This window comes from Roseinatronobacter thiooxidans (genome assembly GCF_001870675.1).
Classification (GTDB): Bacteria; Pseudomonadota; Alphaproteobacteria; order Rhodobacterales; family Rhodobacteraceae; genus Roseinatronobacter; species Roseinatronobacter thiooxidans.
Genome location: NZ_MEHT01000035.1, coordinates 1 through 16,724 on the forward strand (window position 1 = coordinate 1; position 16,724 = coordinate 16,724).

General features: G+C 61.6%; 17 protein-coding genes and 2 tRNA genes. 9 read left to right on the forward strand and 10 right to left on the reverse strand.

Annotated elements, in window-relative coordinates:
- Positions 1–718: IS701 family transposase (locus BG455_RS11995; protein WP_143079896.1), on the forward strand; the 718-nt coding region annotated here is incomplete at its 5' end.
- Positions 719–1,393: 675 nt separating this feature from the next.
- Here the strand turns inward: BG455_RS11995 and BG455_RS12000 are convergent.
- A tRNA-Lys gene (locus BG455_RS12000) sits at positions 1,394–1,469 on the reverse strand.
- A 130-nt stretch (positions 1,470–1,599) separates the two neighbouring features.
- Between BG455_RS12000 and dapF the strand changes: the two genes are divergently transcribed.
- Complete coding sequence (gene dapF / locus BG455_RS12005; protein ID WP_071470251.1) at positions 1,600–2,433, forward strand: diaminopimelate epimerase; 834 nt, start codon at positions 1,600–1,602, stop codon at positions 2,431–2,433.
- Positions 2,430–3,686, forward strand: a complete 1,257-nt coding sequence (gene mtaB / locus BG455_RS12010) for a tRNA (N(6)-L-threonylcarbamoyladenosine(37)-C(2))-methylthiotransferase MtaB (protein WP_071470252.1) — start codon at positions 2,430–2,432, stop codon at positions 3,684–3,686. Before dapF ends, mtaB begins: the two co-directional genes overlap by 4 nt.
- A 101-nt stretch (positions 3,687–3,787) precedes the next feature.
- Here mtaB and ureG read toward each other — a convergent pair whose 3' ends face one another.
- From ureG to BG455_RS12050, 8 genes are all read right to left on the reverse strand, one after another.
- Entirely contained in the window at positions 3,788–4,417 is a 630-nt protein-coding gene (ureG, locus tag BG455_RS12015; RefSeq protein WP_071470253.1) for an urease accessory protein UreG, read from the reverse strand.
- Complete coding sequence (locus BG455_RS12020) at positions 4,414–5,049, reverse strand: urease accessory UreF family protein (RefSeq protein WP_071470263.1); 636 nt, start codon at positions 5,047–5,049, stop codon at positions 4,414–4,416. The genes ureG and BG455_RS12020 overlap by 4 nt, the downstream gene beginning before the upstream one ends.
- Positions 5,050–5,054: 5 nt before the next feature.
- A complete protein-coding gene (ureE, locus tag BG455_RS12025; protein ID WP_071470254.1) occupies positions 5,055–5,555 on the reverse strand; it encodes an urease accessory protein UreE in 501 nt (166 codons plus the stop codon).
- Complete coding sequence (locus BG455_RS12030) at positions 5,552–5,785, reverse strand: hypothetical protein (protein WP_071470264.1); 234 nt, start codon at positions 5,783–5,785, stop codon at positions 5,552–5,554. Before BG455_RS12030 ends, ureE begins: the two co-directional genes overlap by 4 nt.
- A 145-nt stretch (positions 5,786–5,930) precedes the next feature.
- Positions 5,931–7,649 (reverse strand): urease subunit alpha, encoded by a 1,719-nt coding sequence (gene ureC, locus BG455_RS12035; RefSeq protein WP_071470255.1) that lies wholly within the window; start codon positions 7,647–7,649, stop codon positions 5,931–5,933.
- Positions 7,649–7,954, reverse strand: coding sequence for an urease subunit beta (locus BG455_RS12040; protein WP_071470256.1), 306 nt, complete (start codon positions 7,952–7,954; stop codon positions 7,649–7,651). The genes ureC and BG455_RS12040 overlap by 1 nt, the downstream gene beginning before the upstream one ends.
- Before the next feature lie 3 nt (positions 7,955–7,957).
- Entirely contained in the window at positions 7,958–8,269 is a 312-nt protein-coding gene (locus tag BG455_RS12045) for an urease subunit gamma (RefSeq protein WP_071470257.1), read from the reverse strand.
- A gap of 10 nt (positions 8,270–8,279) precedes the next feature.
- Complete coding sequence (locus BG455_RS12050; protein WP_071470258.1) at positions 8,280–9,086, reverse strand: urease accessory protein UreD; 807 nt, start codon at positions 9,084–9,086, stop codon at positions 8,280–8,282.
- A 293-nt stretch (positions 9,087–9,379) separates the two neighbouring features.
- Here BG455_RS12050 and xth point away from each other — a divergent pair, with 293 nt between their 5' ends.
- Positions 9,380–10,189, forward strand: coding sequence for an exodeoxyribonuclease III (gene xth, locus BG455_RS12055; RefSeq protein ID WP_071470265.1), 810 nt, complete (start codon positions 9,380–9,382; stop codon positions 10,187–10,189).
- A gap of 3 nt (positions 10,190–10,192) precedes the next feature.
- On the opposite strand, the gene BG455_RS12060 is transcribed toward xth, so the two are convergent.
- Positions 10,193–11,110 (reverse strand): LysR family transcriptional regulator, encoded by a 918-nt coding sequence (locus BG455_RS12060; RefSeq protein WP_071470266.1) that lies wholly within the window; start codon positions 11,108–11,110, stop codon positions 10,193–10,195.
- Positions 11,111–11,227: 117 nt separating this feature from the next.
- On the opposite strand from BG455_RS12060, the gene BG455_RS12065 reads away from it, so the two are divergent.
- From BG455_RS12065 to BG455_RS12085, 5 genes are all read left to right on the forward strand, one after another.
- A complete protein-coding gene (locus tag BG455_RS12065) occupies positions 11,228–12,727 on the forward strand; it encodes a CoA-acylating methylmalonate-semialdehyde dehydrogenase (RefSeq protein WP_071470259.1) in 1,500 nt (499 codons plus the stop codon).
- A 136-nt stretch (positions 12,728–12,863) separates the two neighbouring features.
- Positions 12,864–14,006, forward strand: a complete 1,143-nt coding sequence (locus BG455_RS12070) for an acyl-CoA dehydrogenase family protein (RefSeq protein ID WP_071470260.1) — start codon at positions 12,864–12,866, stop codon at positions 14,004–14,006.
- Complete coding sequence (locus BG455_RS12075) at positions 14,006–15,055, forward strand: enoyl-CoA hydratase/isomerase family protein (protein ID WP_071470261.1); 1,050 nt, start codon at positions 14,006–14,008, stop codon at positions 15,053–15,055. Before BG455_RS12070 ends, BG455_RS12075 begins: the two co-directional genes overlap by 1 nt.
- Positions 15,052–15,924: a 3-hydroxyisobutyrate dehydrogenase gene (gene mmsB / locus BG455_RS12080; RefSeq protein WP_071470262.1), complete on the forward strand. Its 873-nt coding sequence runs from the start codon at positions 15,052–15,054 to the stop codon at positions 15,922–15,924. The genes BG455_RS12075 and mmsB overlap by 4 nt, the downstream gene beginning before the upstream one ends.
- Positions 15,925–16,312: 388 nt before the next feature.
- Positions 16,313–16,387, forward strand: a tRNA-Gln gene (locus BG455_RS12085).
- Positions 16,388–16,724 lie beyond the last annotated feature (337 nt).

Below are 16,724 nucleotides of genomic sequence, written 5' to 3' on the forward strand. Positions count from 1 at the left end.
GGGAAAGGCGCAGGTGCCAGAAGAGATCCCCTTTGCCACCAACCCCGCCATGGCCTGCGCCATGGTCTCGAAACTTCTGGACGAGGGCATGCCATGCGCCTTCGTTCTTGCAGATTCTGTCTATGGATCGGACAGGCGCTTCAGACGGATGCTGGAGGCCCGTGATCAGGCATATGTTTTGGCAGTGCGCTCCAATCACACACTCCGATTTTTTACTGAAAGCGGCCTCATGCAGACGGATCCTGCCATGATGTTTGATGACCTGAAGCCCGAGGCATGGCACGCGCTCCCCGCGGGCGAAGGCACCAAAGGGCTCCGGCTCTACGACTGGGCGCGCATTCCGTTGGGCCAAACATCACAAAGAGGTTTCGCGCGCTGGGTTCTCGCCCGTCGCACGCTTCGTGATCCCGGAAATATCTCCTACTATTTCGCGCATGCGCCTTCAGAAACATCCCTATCCGAACTGGCCTCTGCCGCCGGATTGCGCTGGACCGTCCAAGAATGCTTCCTGCGTGCCAAGGATGATCTGGGGTTAGATCACTGCGAGGCGCGTTCATGGCATGGCTGGCATCGCCACATCAGCCTTGTCATGGCAGCAGCGGCATTCCTGGCAAAGCTCGTGGCAGATCAGAGAAAAACGGTTCTTCAAAAACAGAACGAAACGAGTCCACGCATGTCGCCGGTCACCACCTCATCGAACGCCTTCAACGCTGCATGACAACATCAGAGATCCGAAAACTCATTTGCCGTTTGCTGCTGACCACAATCTTTGATCTTGATGTCATCTGGGACTGGTCAAGATGGCGACACCAGCACCAGCTCAATGCCGCCATCGCACATCGGAAAATTCGACATTATCCGCAACTGTAGTATTAGGCTATCAGCCCGCCTCCCGGCAGGCGGTAACAATCGGGCGGTTACGACGGAGATGCATGCGGCGTCAATCAACCGGGACAGCGCAGACGAACTGGCGACTGAACTGAGCATGACCCGCGCCGCCGTCGACGCCCGCTGTTATGAGCTTTGCGGGGTGGCGCTGGGAGCACATGCATTTCAGACCGAATTGCCAGTACCACCCGCTTTGCCAGGCGACACCTGAGCGAGGCCGTCACGGCAAACGAGAGCAAACGGCCTGTTCAAAGGTAGCACAGCAACTGAATCCTCACGTCACTACGATTCCGTGCGTAAGAAGCAGAGCTAGCGCCTTAATCGACACTCGCCAAATTCTTATCAACCAAGCTTCAAGAGAAAGCTGCGGGGATCCCAACACCATCACCTTTCGCTCCCGAGAACACCCAAAAGCGCTCAAGGGACAAAAACTCTGACGAAAAGGGACAAAACCTTGACGCCAGAGTCCAAAAGCCACGGCTCGTCACATCTTTCTTCAGTAAAGTGGTGAGCCGGACAGGATTCGAACCTGTGACCCGCTGATTAAAAGTCAGCTGCTCTACCAACTGAGCTACCGGCCCACACTTGATGCGCTATCTAGAAAAGCACTGGGGTGGGGTCAAGGGCTAATCGGTCATCTGCGGCACTATTCTTGTTGCGGGGTACAAATGATGACTGGTCAGGGGGGGGCGTGGCCCTTATATCGCGCTCATGTCTGGTTCATCCCCCTCTCTGCCTTTTGCCAAAATGCATGGCGCGGGCAATGACTTTGTGATCATCGACTCGCGCAGGCGCGCGGGCGGGGTGGTGACGGCTGCGCTGGCGCGCGCGATTGGCGACCGGCATCGCGGCGTGGGGTTTGACCAGCTGGCAGAATTGCGCGCCTCGGATGCGGCTGATCTGGATCTGGATTTCTGGAATGCAGACGGGTCGCGCGCGGGTGCATGCGGGAATGCCACGCGCTGCGTTGCGGCCCGCGTTATGGCGGAACTGGGGCGCGACAGCCTGCGCCTGCGCACCGCGCGCGGGGTCTTGCTGGCAGAACGCCGCGATGGGCAGGTCTGGGTCAATATGGGCGCGCCGATACTTGACTGGCGAGGCGTGCCGCTGGCGCGCGATGTCGATCTTGACCATCTGCCCCTGCCGGAGGCACCCGCCGCCGTGGGCATGGGCAACCCGCATTGCATTCATTTCGTGGCCGATGCAGATGCGGCCCCTGTTGCCACACGCGGCCCGCAGGTGGAACATGACCCGCTATTCCCAGAGGCCACGAATGTGGAATTTGCAGCACGCATCGCGCCCGATCATCTGCGCCTGCGCGTGTGGGAACGCGGCACAGGCATTACCCTTGCCTGCGGGTCTGGGGCTTGCGCAACTGCCGTGGCCGCGCATAGGCGCGGGCTGACAGGGCGCCGCGTGCGGATCGATGCAGATGGCGGGCGGCTGGATGTGGATTGGCGCGACGATGGCGTCTGGCTGACAGGGCCGGTGGCGCATGTGTTCGATGGCGTCTTCTCGCCCGAATTTCTGGCGCTTGCGACATGAGCAATGCGCCACAGTTTACCACTCTGGGCTGCCGCCTGAATGCCTATGAGACAGAGGCCATGAAAGCCATGGCCGAGGCGGCGGGGCTGCGCGATGCGCTGGTCGTCAATACCTGCGCGGTCACATCCGAGGCTGTGCGCAAGGCACGGCAGGAAATCCGGCGTTTGCGCCGCGAGAACCCGAGCGCCCCCATCATCGTGACGGGATGCGCCGCACAGACCGAGCCTGCGACTTTCGCCGCCATGCCCGAGGTGACGCGCGTTATCGGCAATACCGAGAAAATGCAGCCTGCGACATGGGCGCAGATGGTGCCGGACCTGATTGGCGCAACCGAGCGGGTGCAGGTTGATGACATCATGTCTGTGAGAGAGACTGCAAGCCACCTGATTGACGGCTTCGGCACGCGCGCGCGGGCCTATGTTCAGGTGCAAAACGGGTGTGACCATCGCTGTACATTTTGCATCATCCCCTATGGGCGCGGCAATTCACGCTCTGTCCCTGCGGGTGTGGTGGTTGAACAGATCACCCGATTGGTGGGGCAAGGCTATAACGAGGTGGTGCTGACAGGGGTAGACCTGACCTCCTGGGGGGCCGATCTGCCCAGCCAGCCGCGTCTGGGCGATCTGGTGCGGCGCATCCTGCGACTGGTGCCGGATCTGGCGCGGCTGCGCATCTCCTCGATCGATTCGATCGAAGTGGATGACGCGCTGATGGAAGCCATCGCCTCGGAGCCGCGCCTGATGCCGCATCTGCATCTGTCGCTGCAAGCAGGCGATGACATGATCCTGAAACGGATGAAACGCCGCCATTTGCGCGACGACGCGATCCGGTTTTGCGAAGCGGCGCGGCGCTTGCGGCCCGATATGGTCTTTGGCGCTGACATTATCGCGGGCTTTCCGACCGAGACAGAGGAGATGTTCGAGAATTCGCTGAAACTGGTGGAAGACTGCGGACTGACCTTTCTGCATGTCTTCCCCTTCAGCGCGCGCAAGGGCACGCCTGCGGCACGCATGCCGCAGCTTGACGGGGGCGTGGTTCGGGAACGGGCAGCGCGGCTGCGCGCGGCAGGCGACAGGGCGCTTGACCACCACCTTGCTGCGCAGCAGGGCACACAGCATGATGTGCTGATCGAGGCCGCACATCTGGGGCGCACAGCGCAATTCACCGAAGTGCGTTTTGCCACCCCGCAGCCTGTGGGCCAGATCGTGCAAACGCATATCGCAGGCCATGCAAACGGCCAGCTACTGGCATAAATCAGCCGAACACACGCGCGCGGCGGTCCCGGACTTGATCCGGGACCTCGTGCTTGCCCCAGAGACCCCGGATCAAGTCCGGGGTCACCGCGCGCCGGTATTCAGGCGGCAGGCTCTTTCAGCCGCAAGCCCCCTTCGCGCTGCAAAAAAGCAATGACCTCTTCCAGCCCCACTGTATCGCGCAGCCGCGCCAGAACATAGGGCCGCGTGCCGCGTGCGGCCTTGGTATCTGCCTCCAGCAGCGCCAGATCGACCCCCACATAGGGCGCAAGATCGGTCTTGTTCACCACCAGCAGGTCAGATTTCGTCAGGCCCGGCCCGCGTTTGCGCGGAATATCCTGCCCTGCTGCCGTGTCGATCACATAGATGGTGACATCCGCCAGTTCGGGCGAGAAGGTCGCCGCCAGATTATCCCCCCCCGATTCGATCAGGATCAGGTCAAGATCGGGGATCTTGCGGCTCAGATCCGCGACGGCGGCCAGATTGATGCTGGCGTCTTCGCGGATGGCGGTATGCGGGCAGCCGCCGGTTTCCACACCGCGAATCCGCTCGGCTGGCAGCACTTGGGCGCGCATCAGCGCCTCGGCATCCTCGCGGGTGTAAATGTCATTGGTGATCACCGCCATCGAACAGCGGGATGCCAGCGCGCGGGCCAGTTTTTCGGTCAATGTCGTTTTGCCCGCGCCCACAGGGCCACCGATGCCCACGCGCAGAGGTCCGTGTTTGCTCATGTCCGAAACAACCTTATCTCCTTGGTTTCATGTTCCATCGCCGCCATATCGGCTCCCAGACAGCAATTGCCCAGATCTTCCAGACAGGCAAGGCTGGCGGCATGGGCAAGGTCCGGCACCAAAGGCAGAAGCCGCGCAAGGGTGCCATGCCCTTCGCCCTGCCCCAGCGGCACATGGCGGATGCCGATTGTGACCAGATTGGTCAGAAAGGCTTGCAGATAGGCGGCAATCACTGTTTGCGCAGGCAGGCCCAATGGCGCGGCAGCTTCCGCCACCGCGATGGGCAAGGTGCGCGCGGCCAAATCGCGCCCTGTGATCTGCGCAACAGTGCGGGCAAAGGCCGCGCCCTGTTCCTGTGTTTCCTGCAACCGCTCCAGACAGGGTTGCAAGGCATGACAGGTTGCATCCAGCGCGTCCAGATTGGCCCCTTCCTGCAGGGCGCAAGCCAGAAGCACGCAGTCTTGCCAGCCGCTGCCATAGCGCAGCACATCTGCCAGCCAGTATTCCAGCCCCGCCGCATCGGTCACCTGCCCCAGCGCGATCACCTGTTCCAGCCCGTGGCTATAGGCGAAAGCCCCTGTTGGAAAAGCAGGCGAAAGCCAGTGATGCAGCGTCAGGGTTTCTGCGTGCAGCATGGTCAATGCGCGTGGTCGTGGGCGTGGTCGTGGCTATGCGCATGGCCATCTGCGGGGCCATGGTCATGGCCCATTGTGCGCCCATGCCCATAAGCGCCGCCCTCAGGGGTGAAAGGCCCTGTGAAATGGCGCATCCGCGCCCCTAGCTGCGCCAGCATCGCTTCAATCACATGGTCATGGCGGATCAGCAGGCGGTTTGCCTCGATCTGGCAGGGCGTGTGGCGGTTGCCGATATGCCATGCAAAGCGCGCCAGATCGCCGGTCACCTCGACCAGCGCCTCATCGGCGGGGACAATTTCCAGCGTGGTGCCATCTTCCAGCTCGAACCCCCACCACGCATCCAGATTGGTAACTTCTGCCAGATCGACCAGAAAGCCGCGACCTTGCGCGGTCATCAGGCGTTTGCGTCGCATCAGGCGGGCGTCATAATCAAGGATCACAGCGCCATCGCAGCGCGCAGGTTTGGTTTTCAGCAAGCGGCGCAGGGGGGGAAGGTCGGTCATAAGACACCTCTATGGAAAAGATCACGGTAGACATGAGCGGCCAAGCCCTGCCGCGACAACCCCATGGAGCGCAACGCCCCATCGGGCAGCGCGGACAGGCGCGCGAATTCAGCCTCGCGCGCGGCGCGGTCCTGGGCGGGGTTGCAGCCAAGGCCGGTACCGGCAAGGAACCAGTCAAGCTGCATGGACTGGTGCGGGCTGAGCAGGGAGTTTGCGGGTCGAAGTGACATCGGCATCTCCATCAGGCAAAATACACCCTCCCTGATAGACATATAGCATGAACACTGCGTGTTTTCAGCGTGCGCCCTGTTCACAATTTGCTGCGATGCAGAAAAGCCACATTCCGGTTGCACGTTTTGGCGCATTTCTGCCCTTTCAATACAGGAAATAGCGTTGTGCCAGCGGCAAATCCTGCGCAGGCTCGCAAGTCAGCACTTCGCCATCCGCGCGCACTTCATAGGTTTCGGGGTCCACCTCGATCTGGGGGGTGGCGCTGTTAAGGCGCATATCGGCTTTTTGCACGCCACGGCACCCTTCAACCGCCAGTGTCTCCTTGGCCAACCCCAGCGCCTCGCGCACGCCCGCCTCTTGCCCTGCTTTCGATACAAACACCACCGCCGCGCGTTCGACCGCGCGTCCATATGCGCCAAACATGGGCCGTGAATGCATGGGCTGCACAGGGATAGAGCCATTGGGGTCGCCCATCTGCGCCACAATGATCGACCCGCCCATCAGCACCATATCCGGCTTGGCCCCGAAAAAGGCAGGGTGCCACAGCACCAGATCGGCGCGCTTGCCTACCTCAATGCTGCCGATATGGCGCGACATGCCATGCACAATGGCCGGATTGATCGTGTATTTCGCAATATAGCGGCGCACGCGGAAATTGTCATTCGCGCCCGTCTCCTCGCTCAATCGCCCGCGCTGGACTTTCATTTTATGCGCCGTTTGCCATGTGCGGGTAATCACCTCGCCCACGCGGCCCATCGCCTGACTGTCGGACGAGATGACAGAAAACGCGCCCATATCATGCAGGATATCTTCGGCGGCGATGGTTTCGCGCCGGATGCGGGATTCTGCGAAAGCCACATCCTCGGGAACCTTGCGGTCCAGATGGTGGCACACCATCAGCATATCGAGATGCTCTTCGATGGTGTTGACAGTATAGGGCATGGTCGGGTTGGTGGAGCTGGGAAGAATATTCTGGCTGCTGACCACCTTGATGATATCGGGCGCATGTCCGCCCCCTGCCCCTTCGGTATGGAAAGCATGGATCGTGCGGCCAGCAATGGCTTTGAGCGTGTTTTCAACAAAGCCCGATTCATTCAGCGTATCGGTGTGGATCATCACCTGAATATCGGTTTCCTCGGCGACCGACAGGCAGCAATCAATCGCGGCAGGGGTGGTGCCCCAGTCTTCGTGCAACTTCAGCGCGGCCGCCCCCGCGCGCACCTGTTCATGCAACGCAGCAGGCAGCGAGGCATTGCCCTTGCCCGCAAAGGCCAGATTCATCGGAAACGCATCGGCGGCCTGCATCATACGGCCCAGATGCCACGGGCCGGGGGTGCAAGTGGTGGCCAATGTGCCATGCGCAGGGCCAGTGCCGCCGCCCAGCATGGTCGTCAGGCCGGAATGCAGCGCATCATCAATCTGTTGCGGGCAGATGAAATGGATATGCGCGTCAAATCCGCCCGCGGTCAGGATTTTGCCCTCACCCGCGATAATCTCGGTTCCCGGCCCGATGATGACATCGACGCCTGCTTGCGTGTCGGGGTTGCCGGCCTTGCCGATCTTGGCAATGCGCCCGTCCTTCAGCCCCACATCGGCCTTGTAGATGCCGGTATAGTCCACGATCAGCGCATTGGTGATGACTGTGTCCATCGCCCCTTCGGCGCGGGTGATCTGGCTTTGGCCCATGCCGTCGCGGATGACCTTGCCGCCGCCGAATTTGACTTCTTCGCCGTAGCCGCCGCGTTCAACAATCAGGTCGCGTTCAACCTCGATAATCAGGTCGGTGTCGCCCAGACGTACCTTATCGCCCACAGTGGGGCCATACATATCGGCATAGGCGTCGCGTGTAATCTTGTATGACATTAAAGCGCCCCCATGACCTTGGCGTTGAACCCGTAGACAACCCGCGCGCCGCCGAAAGGCACAAGATGCACCTCTCGGGTCTGGCCCGGTTCAAACCGCACGGCGGTGCCTGCGGGAATGTCCAGCCGCTGGCCGCGCGCGGCCTCCCGGTCGAAAGCAAGGCCGATATTGGCTTCGGCAAAATGGTAGTGGCTACCCACCTGCACTGGCCTGTCGCCTGTGTTGGACACTTCCAGCGTGGTGACGGGCTGGCCTGCATTGACCTCGATCTCGCCCTTGGGGCAGATAATTTCACCGGGGATCATGCCTCACTCCTTTTCGCGGATGGGGTGGTGAACGGTGACAAGCTTGGTGCCATCGGGGAAGGTCGCTTCGACCTGCACCGAATGGATCATCTCGGGGATGCCTGCCATGCATTGGTCAGCGGTGATAACATGCGCGCCTGCCTGCATCAGATCGGCAACCGAGCGGCCATCGCGCGCGCCCTCGACCACATAATCGGTGATCAGCGCAATCGCTTCGGGGTGGTTCAGCTTGACGCCGCGCGCCAGCCGGTTGCGCGCGACCATTGCAGCCAGAGAGACAAGCAGTTTGTCCTTTTCACGGGGGTTCAGAAACATCAAACCTTCCTTATATTTGCCAGACGCGCGGCAAGGGTGCGCGGCGCAGCAGGGTCAGAATTTCGGCAAGCTTGCGGCGCAGGGGCCAGCCATCTTGCGCCAGCACGCGGATAACAAGGCGATCTTCCAGCGCGGAAGCGGCGGCGCGCACCTGTTCACCGCCCAGCGCGGCGCGCACAGGGCCAAGCGCGCAGGCCGCGTCCGGCGCCACCATGACGACCGTGGCAAAGGCGCGCGCGCCGTCCAAACCCGCCGCCCCTGCCGCCAGACGCGTCGCATCCAGATGCAGCGCTTCCAGATGGACAGGCGCACTGTCGCGCCGGATATGCCGCCAGTCGTGAAAATCCAGCGCGGTCACAGTCTCGCCCATCGCGGCGCGGCCCAGCACGACCGATTCCGCCATCAGGCAGGTTGCATCGCGGGCCAGTGTGATTTCGGTGCGGCGGCGCAGCTGCGCGCGGTCAAACAGGATGGTTTCTTGCGGCAACCAGTCAAGATGCGCGCCCGCGCCCACAGTCAGCCCCACCGACATATGCGCCGCGCCCGAGGTGCTGCGATAGGCGCGCTCGGCCGTCTGGGTGGTTGCGGTCATGCGGCAGCCCGCGCCAAGGTCCAGACAATATTCCAGCCTGTCGCCGCCTGTCAGCCCGCCGGATGTGTTCAGAAACACGATCTCAGAGCCGCCCAGCACAATCGCCTTGGCCGAGCCTTGCTGGCGCAGATCCACCAGCGCCGCACCGCGCGGGCGCTGCACAAACCGCGCGCTGGCATGGCCTGCGCTGCGCTGATGCGACAAGATTTTGGTCTGTGCGTTCATCTGTCCCCCTGCAGGCATGTCATGTGCCGCAGGCCGCGATTTAGGCAATCGGGTGGCTTCGCCCAAGACAGGGAACGGGCAAGCGGGGCTGCCTAGATGCATATTTTGTGGGCGCTATTCTCAAAATTTAGGCGTTTTGAAAACTGAAGCGTGATGCGCGCGCTTCGCGCACGCAGCCTTCGGCGAGAGTATTTGGAGCAAGAAAATGGACCGGCTGCGCAAGGTCTATCCGCCCTTGCCGATGGCGGGCAGGAATGGCACTGTCCGCCAAACCGCAGAACGAGGCAGGGCAGATGAAGATCGCAAGTTTCAACATCAACGGAATCAAGGCGCGCGGCCCTGCGCTGGGGCGCTGGCTGGATGAGGCACAGCCCGATCTGGCAGTGTTGCAAGAGATCAAATCCACGGATGAGACATTCCCCCGCGCCCTGATCGAGGAGCGCGGCTATAATCTGGAAACCCATGGGCAAAAAGGCTTCAACGGGGTTGCCATCGTCTCGAAGCTGCCGCTGGAAGATGTAACGCGCGGCCTGCCCGGCGATGAGAGTGATATTCAATCGCGCTGGATAGAAGCGACAGTCAGCACGGAACACGGCGCGCTGCGGGTGGTGGGCCTGTATTTGCCCAATGGCAACCCGGTCGAGCTGGACACCGAGGGCACCCCCGTTGCGGGCGGGAAATATGCCTATAAGCTGGCCTGGATGGCGCGGATGGAAGCGCGGCTGCGCGACTTGCTGGCGCTGGAAATGCCGCTGGCGGTGATGGGCGATTACAACATCATCCCGCAGGCCGAGGATGCCGCGCGCCCTGACGCATGGCGCGAGGATGCGCTGTTTCGCCTGCCCTCGCGCAAGGCCTATCGGCGCATTCTGAATCTGGGCTTCACCGAGGCATTTCGCACGCGCACCCAAGGGGGCGGCCATTATTCATTCTGGGACTATCAAGCCGGCGCGTTCGAGCGCAATGACGGCATTCGCATCGACCATATTCTGTTGAATGCCTATGCCGCCGATCTGTTGCAGGATTGCCGGATCGACAGCGAGGTGCGCGCGGGCGAGAAGCCATCGGACCATGTGCCGATCTGGGCAGAGCTGGCACTGTAGCGCTTACGCCGCGTCTGACGGCAAAGGCCCGTCCACCGCGCCTTCCAGCCGCGCCAACTCCTTGCGGATGCCGCGATACAGCGTTTCGGCAAAGCGGTTCAGGCGGCTGACGCGGCGGTCGTCGAGATGGCGGATCAGATAGAAGCTGCGTTTGAGGCTGAAAACCTGCGGCAATATCCGCACCAGACCGGGGGCAGAGGGCAGCGCGAAGTCATGCACCACCCCCAACCCCGCCGCATGGCGGATGAAATTGAACTGCACCGCCACCGAATTGGACCCCAGCGCGACACGGTCCAACCCCAGTTCGGCCAGATAGTCCAATTCACTGTCAAAGATCATATCGGGGATATAGCCGATGATCCGGTGCTGGCGCAGGTCTTCTGCCTTGGTGATGGGCGGGTGCTGGTCCAGATAGCTGGAAGCGGCGGCCAGATGCAGGCGGTAATCGCAGATCTTCTGCACGCTCAGCCGCCCTGTCTGGGGGGCCGAGACGCCGATGGCCATATCCGCCTCGCGCCGTGACAGGTTGAAGACACGCGGCAAGGCGATGATCTGGACATCCAGCGCGGGGTTCTCTTCGCAGATTGCGGCGACGACTTGGGGCAACAGGTAATTGGCGCAGCCATCGGGCGCGCCCACACGGATCTGGCCGCTCAGCCCTGTGCTGCCCGCGCCCGCTTCCTGCGCGGCGGCGGCCATGGTGTTTTCGGCAGCCACCGCATGGGGCAACAGCCGCGCGCCTTCATCGGTCAGCGCATAACCCTGATGCGAGCGGGTGAACAGACGCCGCCCCAACCCCTCTTCCAGCCGCGCGATGCGCCGGCCCACTGTGGCCGGGTCAAGGCGCAGGTGCTGGCCTGCGCGCCCAAGGCTTTCCATACGGGCAAGCGCCAGAAAGACGCGCATATCATCCCAATCCATCATGCCTGCGACCCTGCCACACCCTTGCATTTTTGCAAGACTTATTTGAGATATTCCCTATTCCAAAGGCGAATTTGCAAGCCTATCTTGTGGCGAAACCACCTTGAGGAGGAAAAGATGCAAGAACTTTCACATTGGATCGACGGGCAACGCGTGGCAGGGCAGTCTGGCCGCTTTGCGGATGTGTTCAACCCCGCCACAGGCGAGGTGCAGGCGCGCGTGCCGCTGGCCTCCAAGGAAGAGATGGATCACGCAGTTGCCCGCGCGGCAGAAGCGCAGATCAAATGGGGGGCCACCAACCCGCAAAAACGCGCGCGGGTGATGATGGCGGCCGTGGGCCTGATCAACCGCGATATGGACAAGCTGGCGGAAAAGCTGTCCTCTGAACATGGCAAGACCTTTGTGGATGCCAAAGGCGATATCCAGCGCGGGTTGGAAGTGATCGAATTTTGCGTGGGTGCGCCGCATCTGCTGAAAGGTGAATTCACCGACAGCGCAGGCCCCGGCATTGACATGTATTCGATGCGCCAGCCTTTGGGCGTGGTTGCGGGCATTACACCTTTCAACTTTCCCGCCATGATCCCGCTGTGGAAGATGGGGCCTGCGCTGGCGTGCGGCAATGCCATGATCCTCAAGCCGTCCGAGCGTGACCCCTCGGTGCCGCTGATGCTGGCCGAGATTTTCAAGGAAGCGGGCCTGCCCGATGGCGTGCTGCAAGTCGTCAATGGCGACAAGGACGCAGTGGATGCAATTCTGGACAATGACACCGTGCAAGCGATCGGCTTTGTCGGATCGACCCCGATTGCGCAATATATCTATTCGCGCGGCTGTGCGAATGGCAAGCGGGTGCAGTGCTTTGGCGGTGCCAAGAACCATATGATCATCATGCCCGATGCCGATATGGACCAAGCCGCCGATGCGCTGGTGGGTGCAGGTTACGGTGCGGCGGGCGAGCGGTGCATGGCAATCTCGGTCGCGGTGCCGGTGGGCGAAGGCACGGCAGAAGCGCTGCGCGAACGCCTTGTGCCCAAGATCGAGGCGCTGAAAGTCGGGCCTTGGACAGGCGGCGATGATGTCGATTACGGCCCTGTCGTGACAGCTGCGGCAAAGCAGAACATCTTGCGGCTGGTCGAGACAGGGATCGACCAAGGGGCAGAGCTGGTCATTGACGGGCGCAATTTCAGCTTGCAGGGCTATGAAGACGGCTTCTTCGTGGGCCCGCATCTGTTTGACCATGTCACCACGGATATGGACATTTACACGCAGGAAATCTTTGGCCCTGTCCTGTCGATGGTGCGCGCCAAGACCTATGAAGAGGCGCTTGGCATGGCGATGGACCATGAATATGGCAATGGCACTGCCATCTTCACCCGCGATGGCGATGCCGCGCGCGATTTTGCCAGCCGGATCAATATCGGGATGGTGGGGATCAATGTGCCGATTCCGGTGCCGCTGGCCTATCACACCTTTGGCGGGTGGAAAAAATCGGGCTTTGGCGACCTGAACCAGCACGGGCCGGACAGCTTCAAGTTCTACACCCGCACCAAAACGGTCACCTCGCGCTGGCCCAGCGGGATCAAGGAAGGGGCGGCTTTCAACTTCAAGGCGATGGAGTGATCCAAGCGGAGGGGGCCTGTGCGGCCCCCTCTTGGCGCTGCGCGCCAATTCACCCCCGCAGGATATTTGGGCAAGGATGAAATATTGCTGCAAGATTCCGGCGTTAGGCGGGGCCTAGTGCAACAGGGAGGATGCCATGGAGTTTAATCTGAGCGAGGAATCTCAGGCCATTTACGATATGGCGCTGGCCTTCGGGCAAGAGCATATTGGCCCCTTTGCCCGCGACTGGGAGGCGCAGGGCACCATCCCGAAAGAGCTTTGGGCCAAATTTGCGGAACTGGGGTTTGGCGGCTTGTATGTGCGCGAAGAGTCGGGCGGGGCGGGGCTGACGCGGCTGGATGCGACACTGATTTTCGAGGCGCTGTCCTATTCCTGCCCGTCCGTGGCGGCGTTTCTGTCCATTCATAACATGTGCGCGGCGATGATTGACAAGTTCGGATCAGACCAGATGCGCGCAGAAATCTTGCCGCGCGTGGTCGGGCTGGAATGCTTCATGTCCTATTGCCTGACCGAACCCGGGTCCGGGTCTGATGCGGCGGCGCTGAAGACGCGGGCCACGCGCGATACTGAAGGCTATGTGCTGAACGGCACCAAAGCCTTCATCTCGGGGGGGGGGTATTCGGACGGCTATATCGTTATGGCACGCACCGGCGCGGACGGGCCGAAGGGAATTTCAGCGCTGGTGGTGATGGACGGCGCGCAAGGCCTGAGTTTCGGCGGGCTGGAAGACAAGATGGGCTGGCGGTCGCAACCCACACGGCAGGTGCAGTTTGATGATTGCCGCGTGCGCGCAGATGCCCTGCTGGGTGAAGAGGGCGCGGGCTTTCGCTATGCCATGGCGGGGCTGGATGGCGGGCGGCTGAATATCGCGGCCTGCTCATTGGGCGGTGCGCAGGCGGCACTGGACGCGACCTTGGCCTATATGGCCGAGCGGCGCGCCTTCGGGCAGTCCATCGACCAGTTTCAGGCGTTGCAATTCCGGCTGGCGGATATGGAGATCGAGTTGCAGGCCGCCCGCGTCTTTCTGCGTCAAGCCGCGTGGAAGCTGGACACAGGTGCACCCGATGCGACGAAATTCTGCGCCATGGCCAAGAAATTCGTCACAGAAGCAGGCAGCCGCATTGCCGACCAATGCCTGCAACTGCATGGCGGCTATGGGTATCTGGCCGATTACGGCATTGAAAAACTGGTGCGCGATCTGCGGGTACACCAGATTCTGGAAGGCACGAATGAAATCATGCGCCTGATCGTGGCGCGCCAGATGCTGGCCGAACGCTGATGGCCGATATTCATATCCGCAAGGAAGGGCGCGCGGGCCGGATTACCCTGACCCGCCCCAAGGCGCTGAATGCGCTGAGTTACGAGATGTGTCTGGCGATCGATGCCGCCCTGAAGGCTTGGGCCGAAGACGACACGCTTGCCCTTATCCTGATCGATGCCGAGGGCGAGAAAGCCTTTTGCGCCGGTGGCGATATAGCCCAGATGTATGCAACCGGCGTGACAGGCGATTACAGCTATGGCCGCCGCTTCTGGCTGGATGAATACCGCATGAACGCGCGGCTGGCGGAATACCGAAAGCCCGTGGTCAGTTTTCTGCAAGGCTTTGTCATGGGCGGCGGGGTCGGGGTTGGCTGCCATGCCAGCCACCGGATTGTGGGCGAGACCAGCCAGATTGCCATGCCCGAATGCGGCATCGGGTTGGTGCCCGATGTGGGCGGGTCCTGGATACTGGCGCGTGCGCCGGGGGCTTTGGGGGCTTATCTGGGCCTGACAGGGGCGCGCATGGGGCCGGGCGACGCAATTCGCGCGGGCTTTGCCGATCTGTTTGTCGCGCAAGACCAGTGGGAGGGGGTGAAGGCGCAGCTTGTGGCAACCGGCGATGTCGCAGCGCTGAAAGGCGCGCCCGCACCCCACGCCACGCTTGCCGCGCATCAGGACGTGATCGACGCCGCCTTCGGGCAAGACAATCTGGCAGCGATTGCACAGGCGATCGGACAAATTGACAGCGCCTTTGCGGCCAAGACCCTGCACGCCTTGCAACGCAATTCACCGCTGGCGATGGCCTGTACGCGGGCCATGCTGCGCAATCTGGGCGCGGGCGGCCGCATCCGCGACGCGCTAGCGCAGGAATACCGCTTTACCTGGCGCGCGATGGAACATGCGGATTTTCTGGAAGGCATCCGCGCGGCGATCATTGACAAGGACCGCAGCCCGCGCTGGCGGCATGCCACACTTGCAGACGTGACCGAGGCGGAGGTCGCCGCCATGCTGGCCACGCTTGGCCCCGATGAGCTGACATTTGACATTGTGGAGGAGGGACAGAGATGAAAATCGGGTTTATAGGGCTGGGAAATATGGGCGCGCCCATGGCGGCCAACCTTATGCGCGCAGGCCATACCGTGACAGGGTTTGACCTTGTCGCCCCCTGCCCCGAGGGGGTGCACAAAGCGCAAGATGTGCTGGAGGCTGTGCGCGGTGCCGATGTCGTTTTGACCATGTTGCCCAATGGCGCCATCCTGCGCGATGTGGCCGCGCAGGTGATTCCCGCAATGCAGGCAGGCGCGGTTCTGTGCGATTGTTCGACCGTGGATGTGGACAGCGCCCGCGCGGTTGCGGATCTCGCTGTCGCGGCAGGGCTGGGGGCGCTGGATGCGCCGGTCTCGGGCGGTGTGGGCGGCGCGGCGGCGGGCACGCTGACATTCATGGTGGGCGGCAGCGACGCCGCCTTTGCAACCGTTCTGCCCCTGTTCGAGAGTATGGGACAGAAAGCAGTCCATTGCGGCGCGGCAGGGGCCGGACAGGCTGCGAAAATCTGCAACAATATGATCCTTGGCGCAACCATGGCTGTCACCTGCGAGGCATTCGCGCTGGCCGACAAGCTGGGGCTGGACCGCGCGCGCATGTTCGATGTGGTTTCCACCTCATCAGGATATAGCTGGTCGATGAATGCCTATTGCCCTGCCCCCGGCATTGGCCCGCAAAGCCCTGCGGATAATGACTATAAACCGGGCTTTGCGGCAGAGTTAATGCTTAAGGATCTGCGCCTGTCGCAACAAGCGGCCGAAGCCGTGGATGCCGATACACCGATGGGCGCGCGTGCAACAGAACTCTATACCGCCTTTGTTGAAAGCGAAGATGGCAAAGGGCGCGACTTCTCGGCGCTGCTGCCAAGGTTTGTGGCACGCGGTCGCGCGTGACAGGCGGGCCACACCACGCTGAGATCGGGCGCCGCTTTGAAAACAGGCCAGACCAAAAGCCAGTCACAGGCACGGTTTGCCTGTGACTGGCGGCAGACACAGGACGCTGCTATCCGCGCGGGGCGCTCTGGCGCAGCCACCGGACTCAACTTGCGAATCGTCAATGCGCAGGCACGCAGGCAGATGACCGCCCCCCGGCTCCAACGGTCATGCCAAACAGCCGCCCGCGCTGCGCGATCCATGGGCCAAAAGACCTGCACCGCACCGCAAGAACGCAGCAGATCGGGACGATTCATCCTTGTTCAGAACCTTGACCGAATTGTTGCGAATTAGCACGCAAAATGGGCTTGCAGGCCACGGCATGCTTGGATAGAACCTCGCTCAGAGTTGGGGTGTAGCCAAGTGGTAAGGCATCGGTTTTTGGTACCGTGTATCGTAGGTTCGAATCCTACCACCCCAGCCAGCATTCTGTAAGTCTTTAATATATCACGTGGAAATCTGCCCGATTCTGAGTTGACGCCCGATTGGGCCCAACTGCGACACAGGACTGCTATACATTGGTGCAACACAAGGGCCGAAATCGGTCTTAAACTTGGGCGATTGTATACTTGACAAACCCACGGCTATGTCGTCCCTATAACTAATAGAACTAGAGGAATACACCATGTCTGTGTTGATTGTCACCGAGATCTGACCCACCCGGTTGTTATGTTCTGCGTGTCATTCTGGCGTCAATGCTGGTGTTTACCTCCGTTTCTTTTTCGCGGTTTCGGAGCTTACCTTGAAGCGATAGCTGTCGT

Bases quoted from the DNA above. Each gene is read 5' to 3' on its own strand.
- BG455_RS12030 (WP_071470264.1), bottom strand. From the start codon at position 5,785: ATGTCACTTCGACCCGCAAACTCCCTGCTCAGCCCGCACCAGTCCATG.
- mtaB (WP_071470252.1), top strand. From the start codon at position 2,430: ATGAGCAATGCGCCACAGTTTACCACTCTGGGCTGCCGCCTGAATGCC.
- ureG (WP_071470253.1), bottom strand. From the start codon at position 4,417: ATGAGCAAACACGGACCTCTGCGCGTGGGCATCGGTGGCCCTGTGGGC.
- ureE (WP_071470254.1), bottom strand. From the start codon at position 5,555: ATGACCGACCTTCCCCCCCTGCGCCGCTTGCTGAAAACCAAACCTGCG.
- mmsB (WP_071470262.1), top strand. From the start codon at position 15,052: ATGAAAATCGGGTTTATAGGGCTGGGAAATATGGGCGCGCCCATGGCG.
- BG455_RS12040 (WP_071470256.1), bottom strand. From the start codon at position 7,954: ATGATCCCCGGTGAAATTATCTGCCCCAAGGGCGAGATCGAGGTCAAT.
- ureC (WP_071470255.1), bottom strand. From the start codon at position 7,649: ATGTCATACAAGATTACACGCGACGCCTATGCCGATATGTATGGCCCC.
- BG455_RS12050 (WP_071470258.1), bottom strand. From the start codon at position 9,086: ATGAACGCACAGACCAAAATCTTGTCGCATCAGCGCAGCGCAGGCCAT.
- BG455_RS12045 (WP_071470257.1), bottom strand. From the start codon at position 8,269: ATGTTTCTGAACCCCCGTGAAAAGGACAAACTGCTTGTCTCTCTGGCT.
- BG455_RS12065 (WP_071470259.1), top strand. From the start codon at position 11,228: ATGCAAGAACTTTCACATTGGATCGACGGGCAACGCGTGGCAGGGCAG.
- xth (WP_071470265.1), top strand. From the start codon at position 9,380: ATGAAGATCGCAAGTTTCAACATCAACGGAATCAAGGCGCGCGGCCCT.
- BG455_RS12075 (WP_071470261.1), top strand. From the start codon at position 14,006: ATGGCCGATATTCATATCCGCAAGGAAGGGCGCGCGGGCCGGATTACC.
- BG455_RS12060 (WP_071470266.1), bottom strand. From the start codon at position 11,110: ATGGATTGGGATGATATGCGCGTCTTTCTGGCGCTTGCCCGTATGGAA.
- dapF (WP_071470251.1), top strand. From the start codon at position 1,600: ATGTCTGGTTCATCCCCCTCTCTGCCTTTTGCCAAAATGCATGGCGCG.
- BG455_RS12070 (WP_071470260.1), top strand. From the start codon at position 12,864: ATGGAGTTTAATCTGAGCGAGGAATCTCAGGCCATTTACGATATGGCG.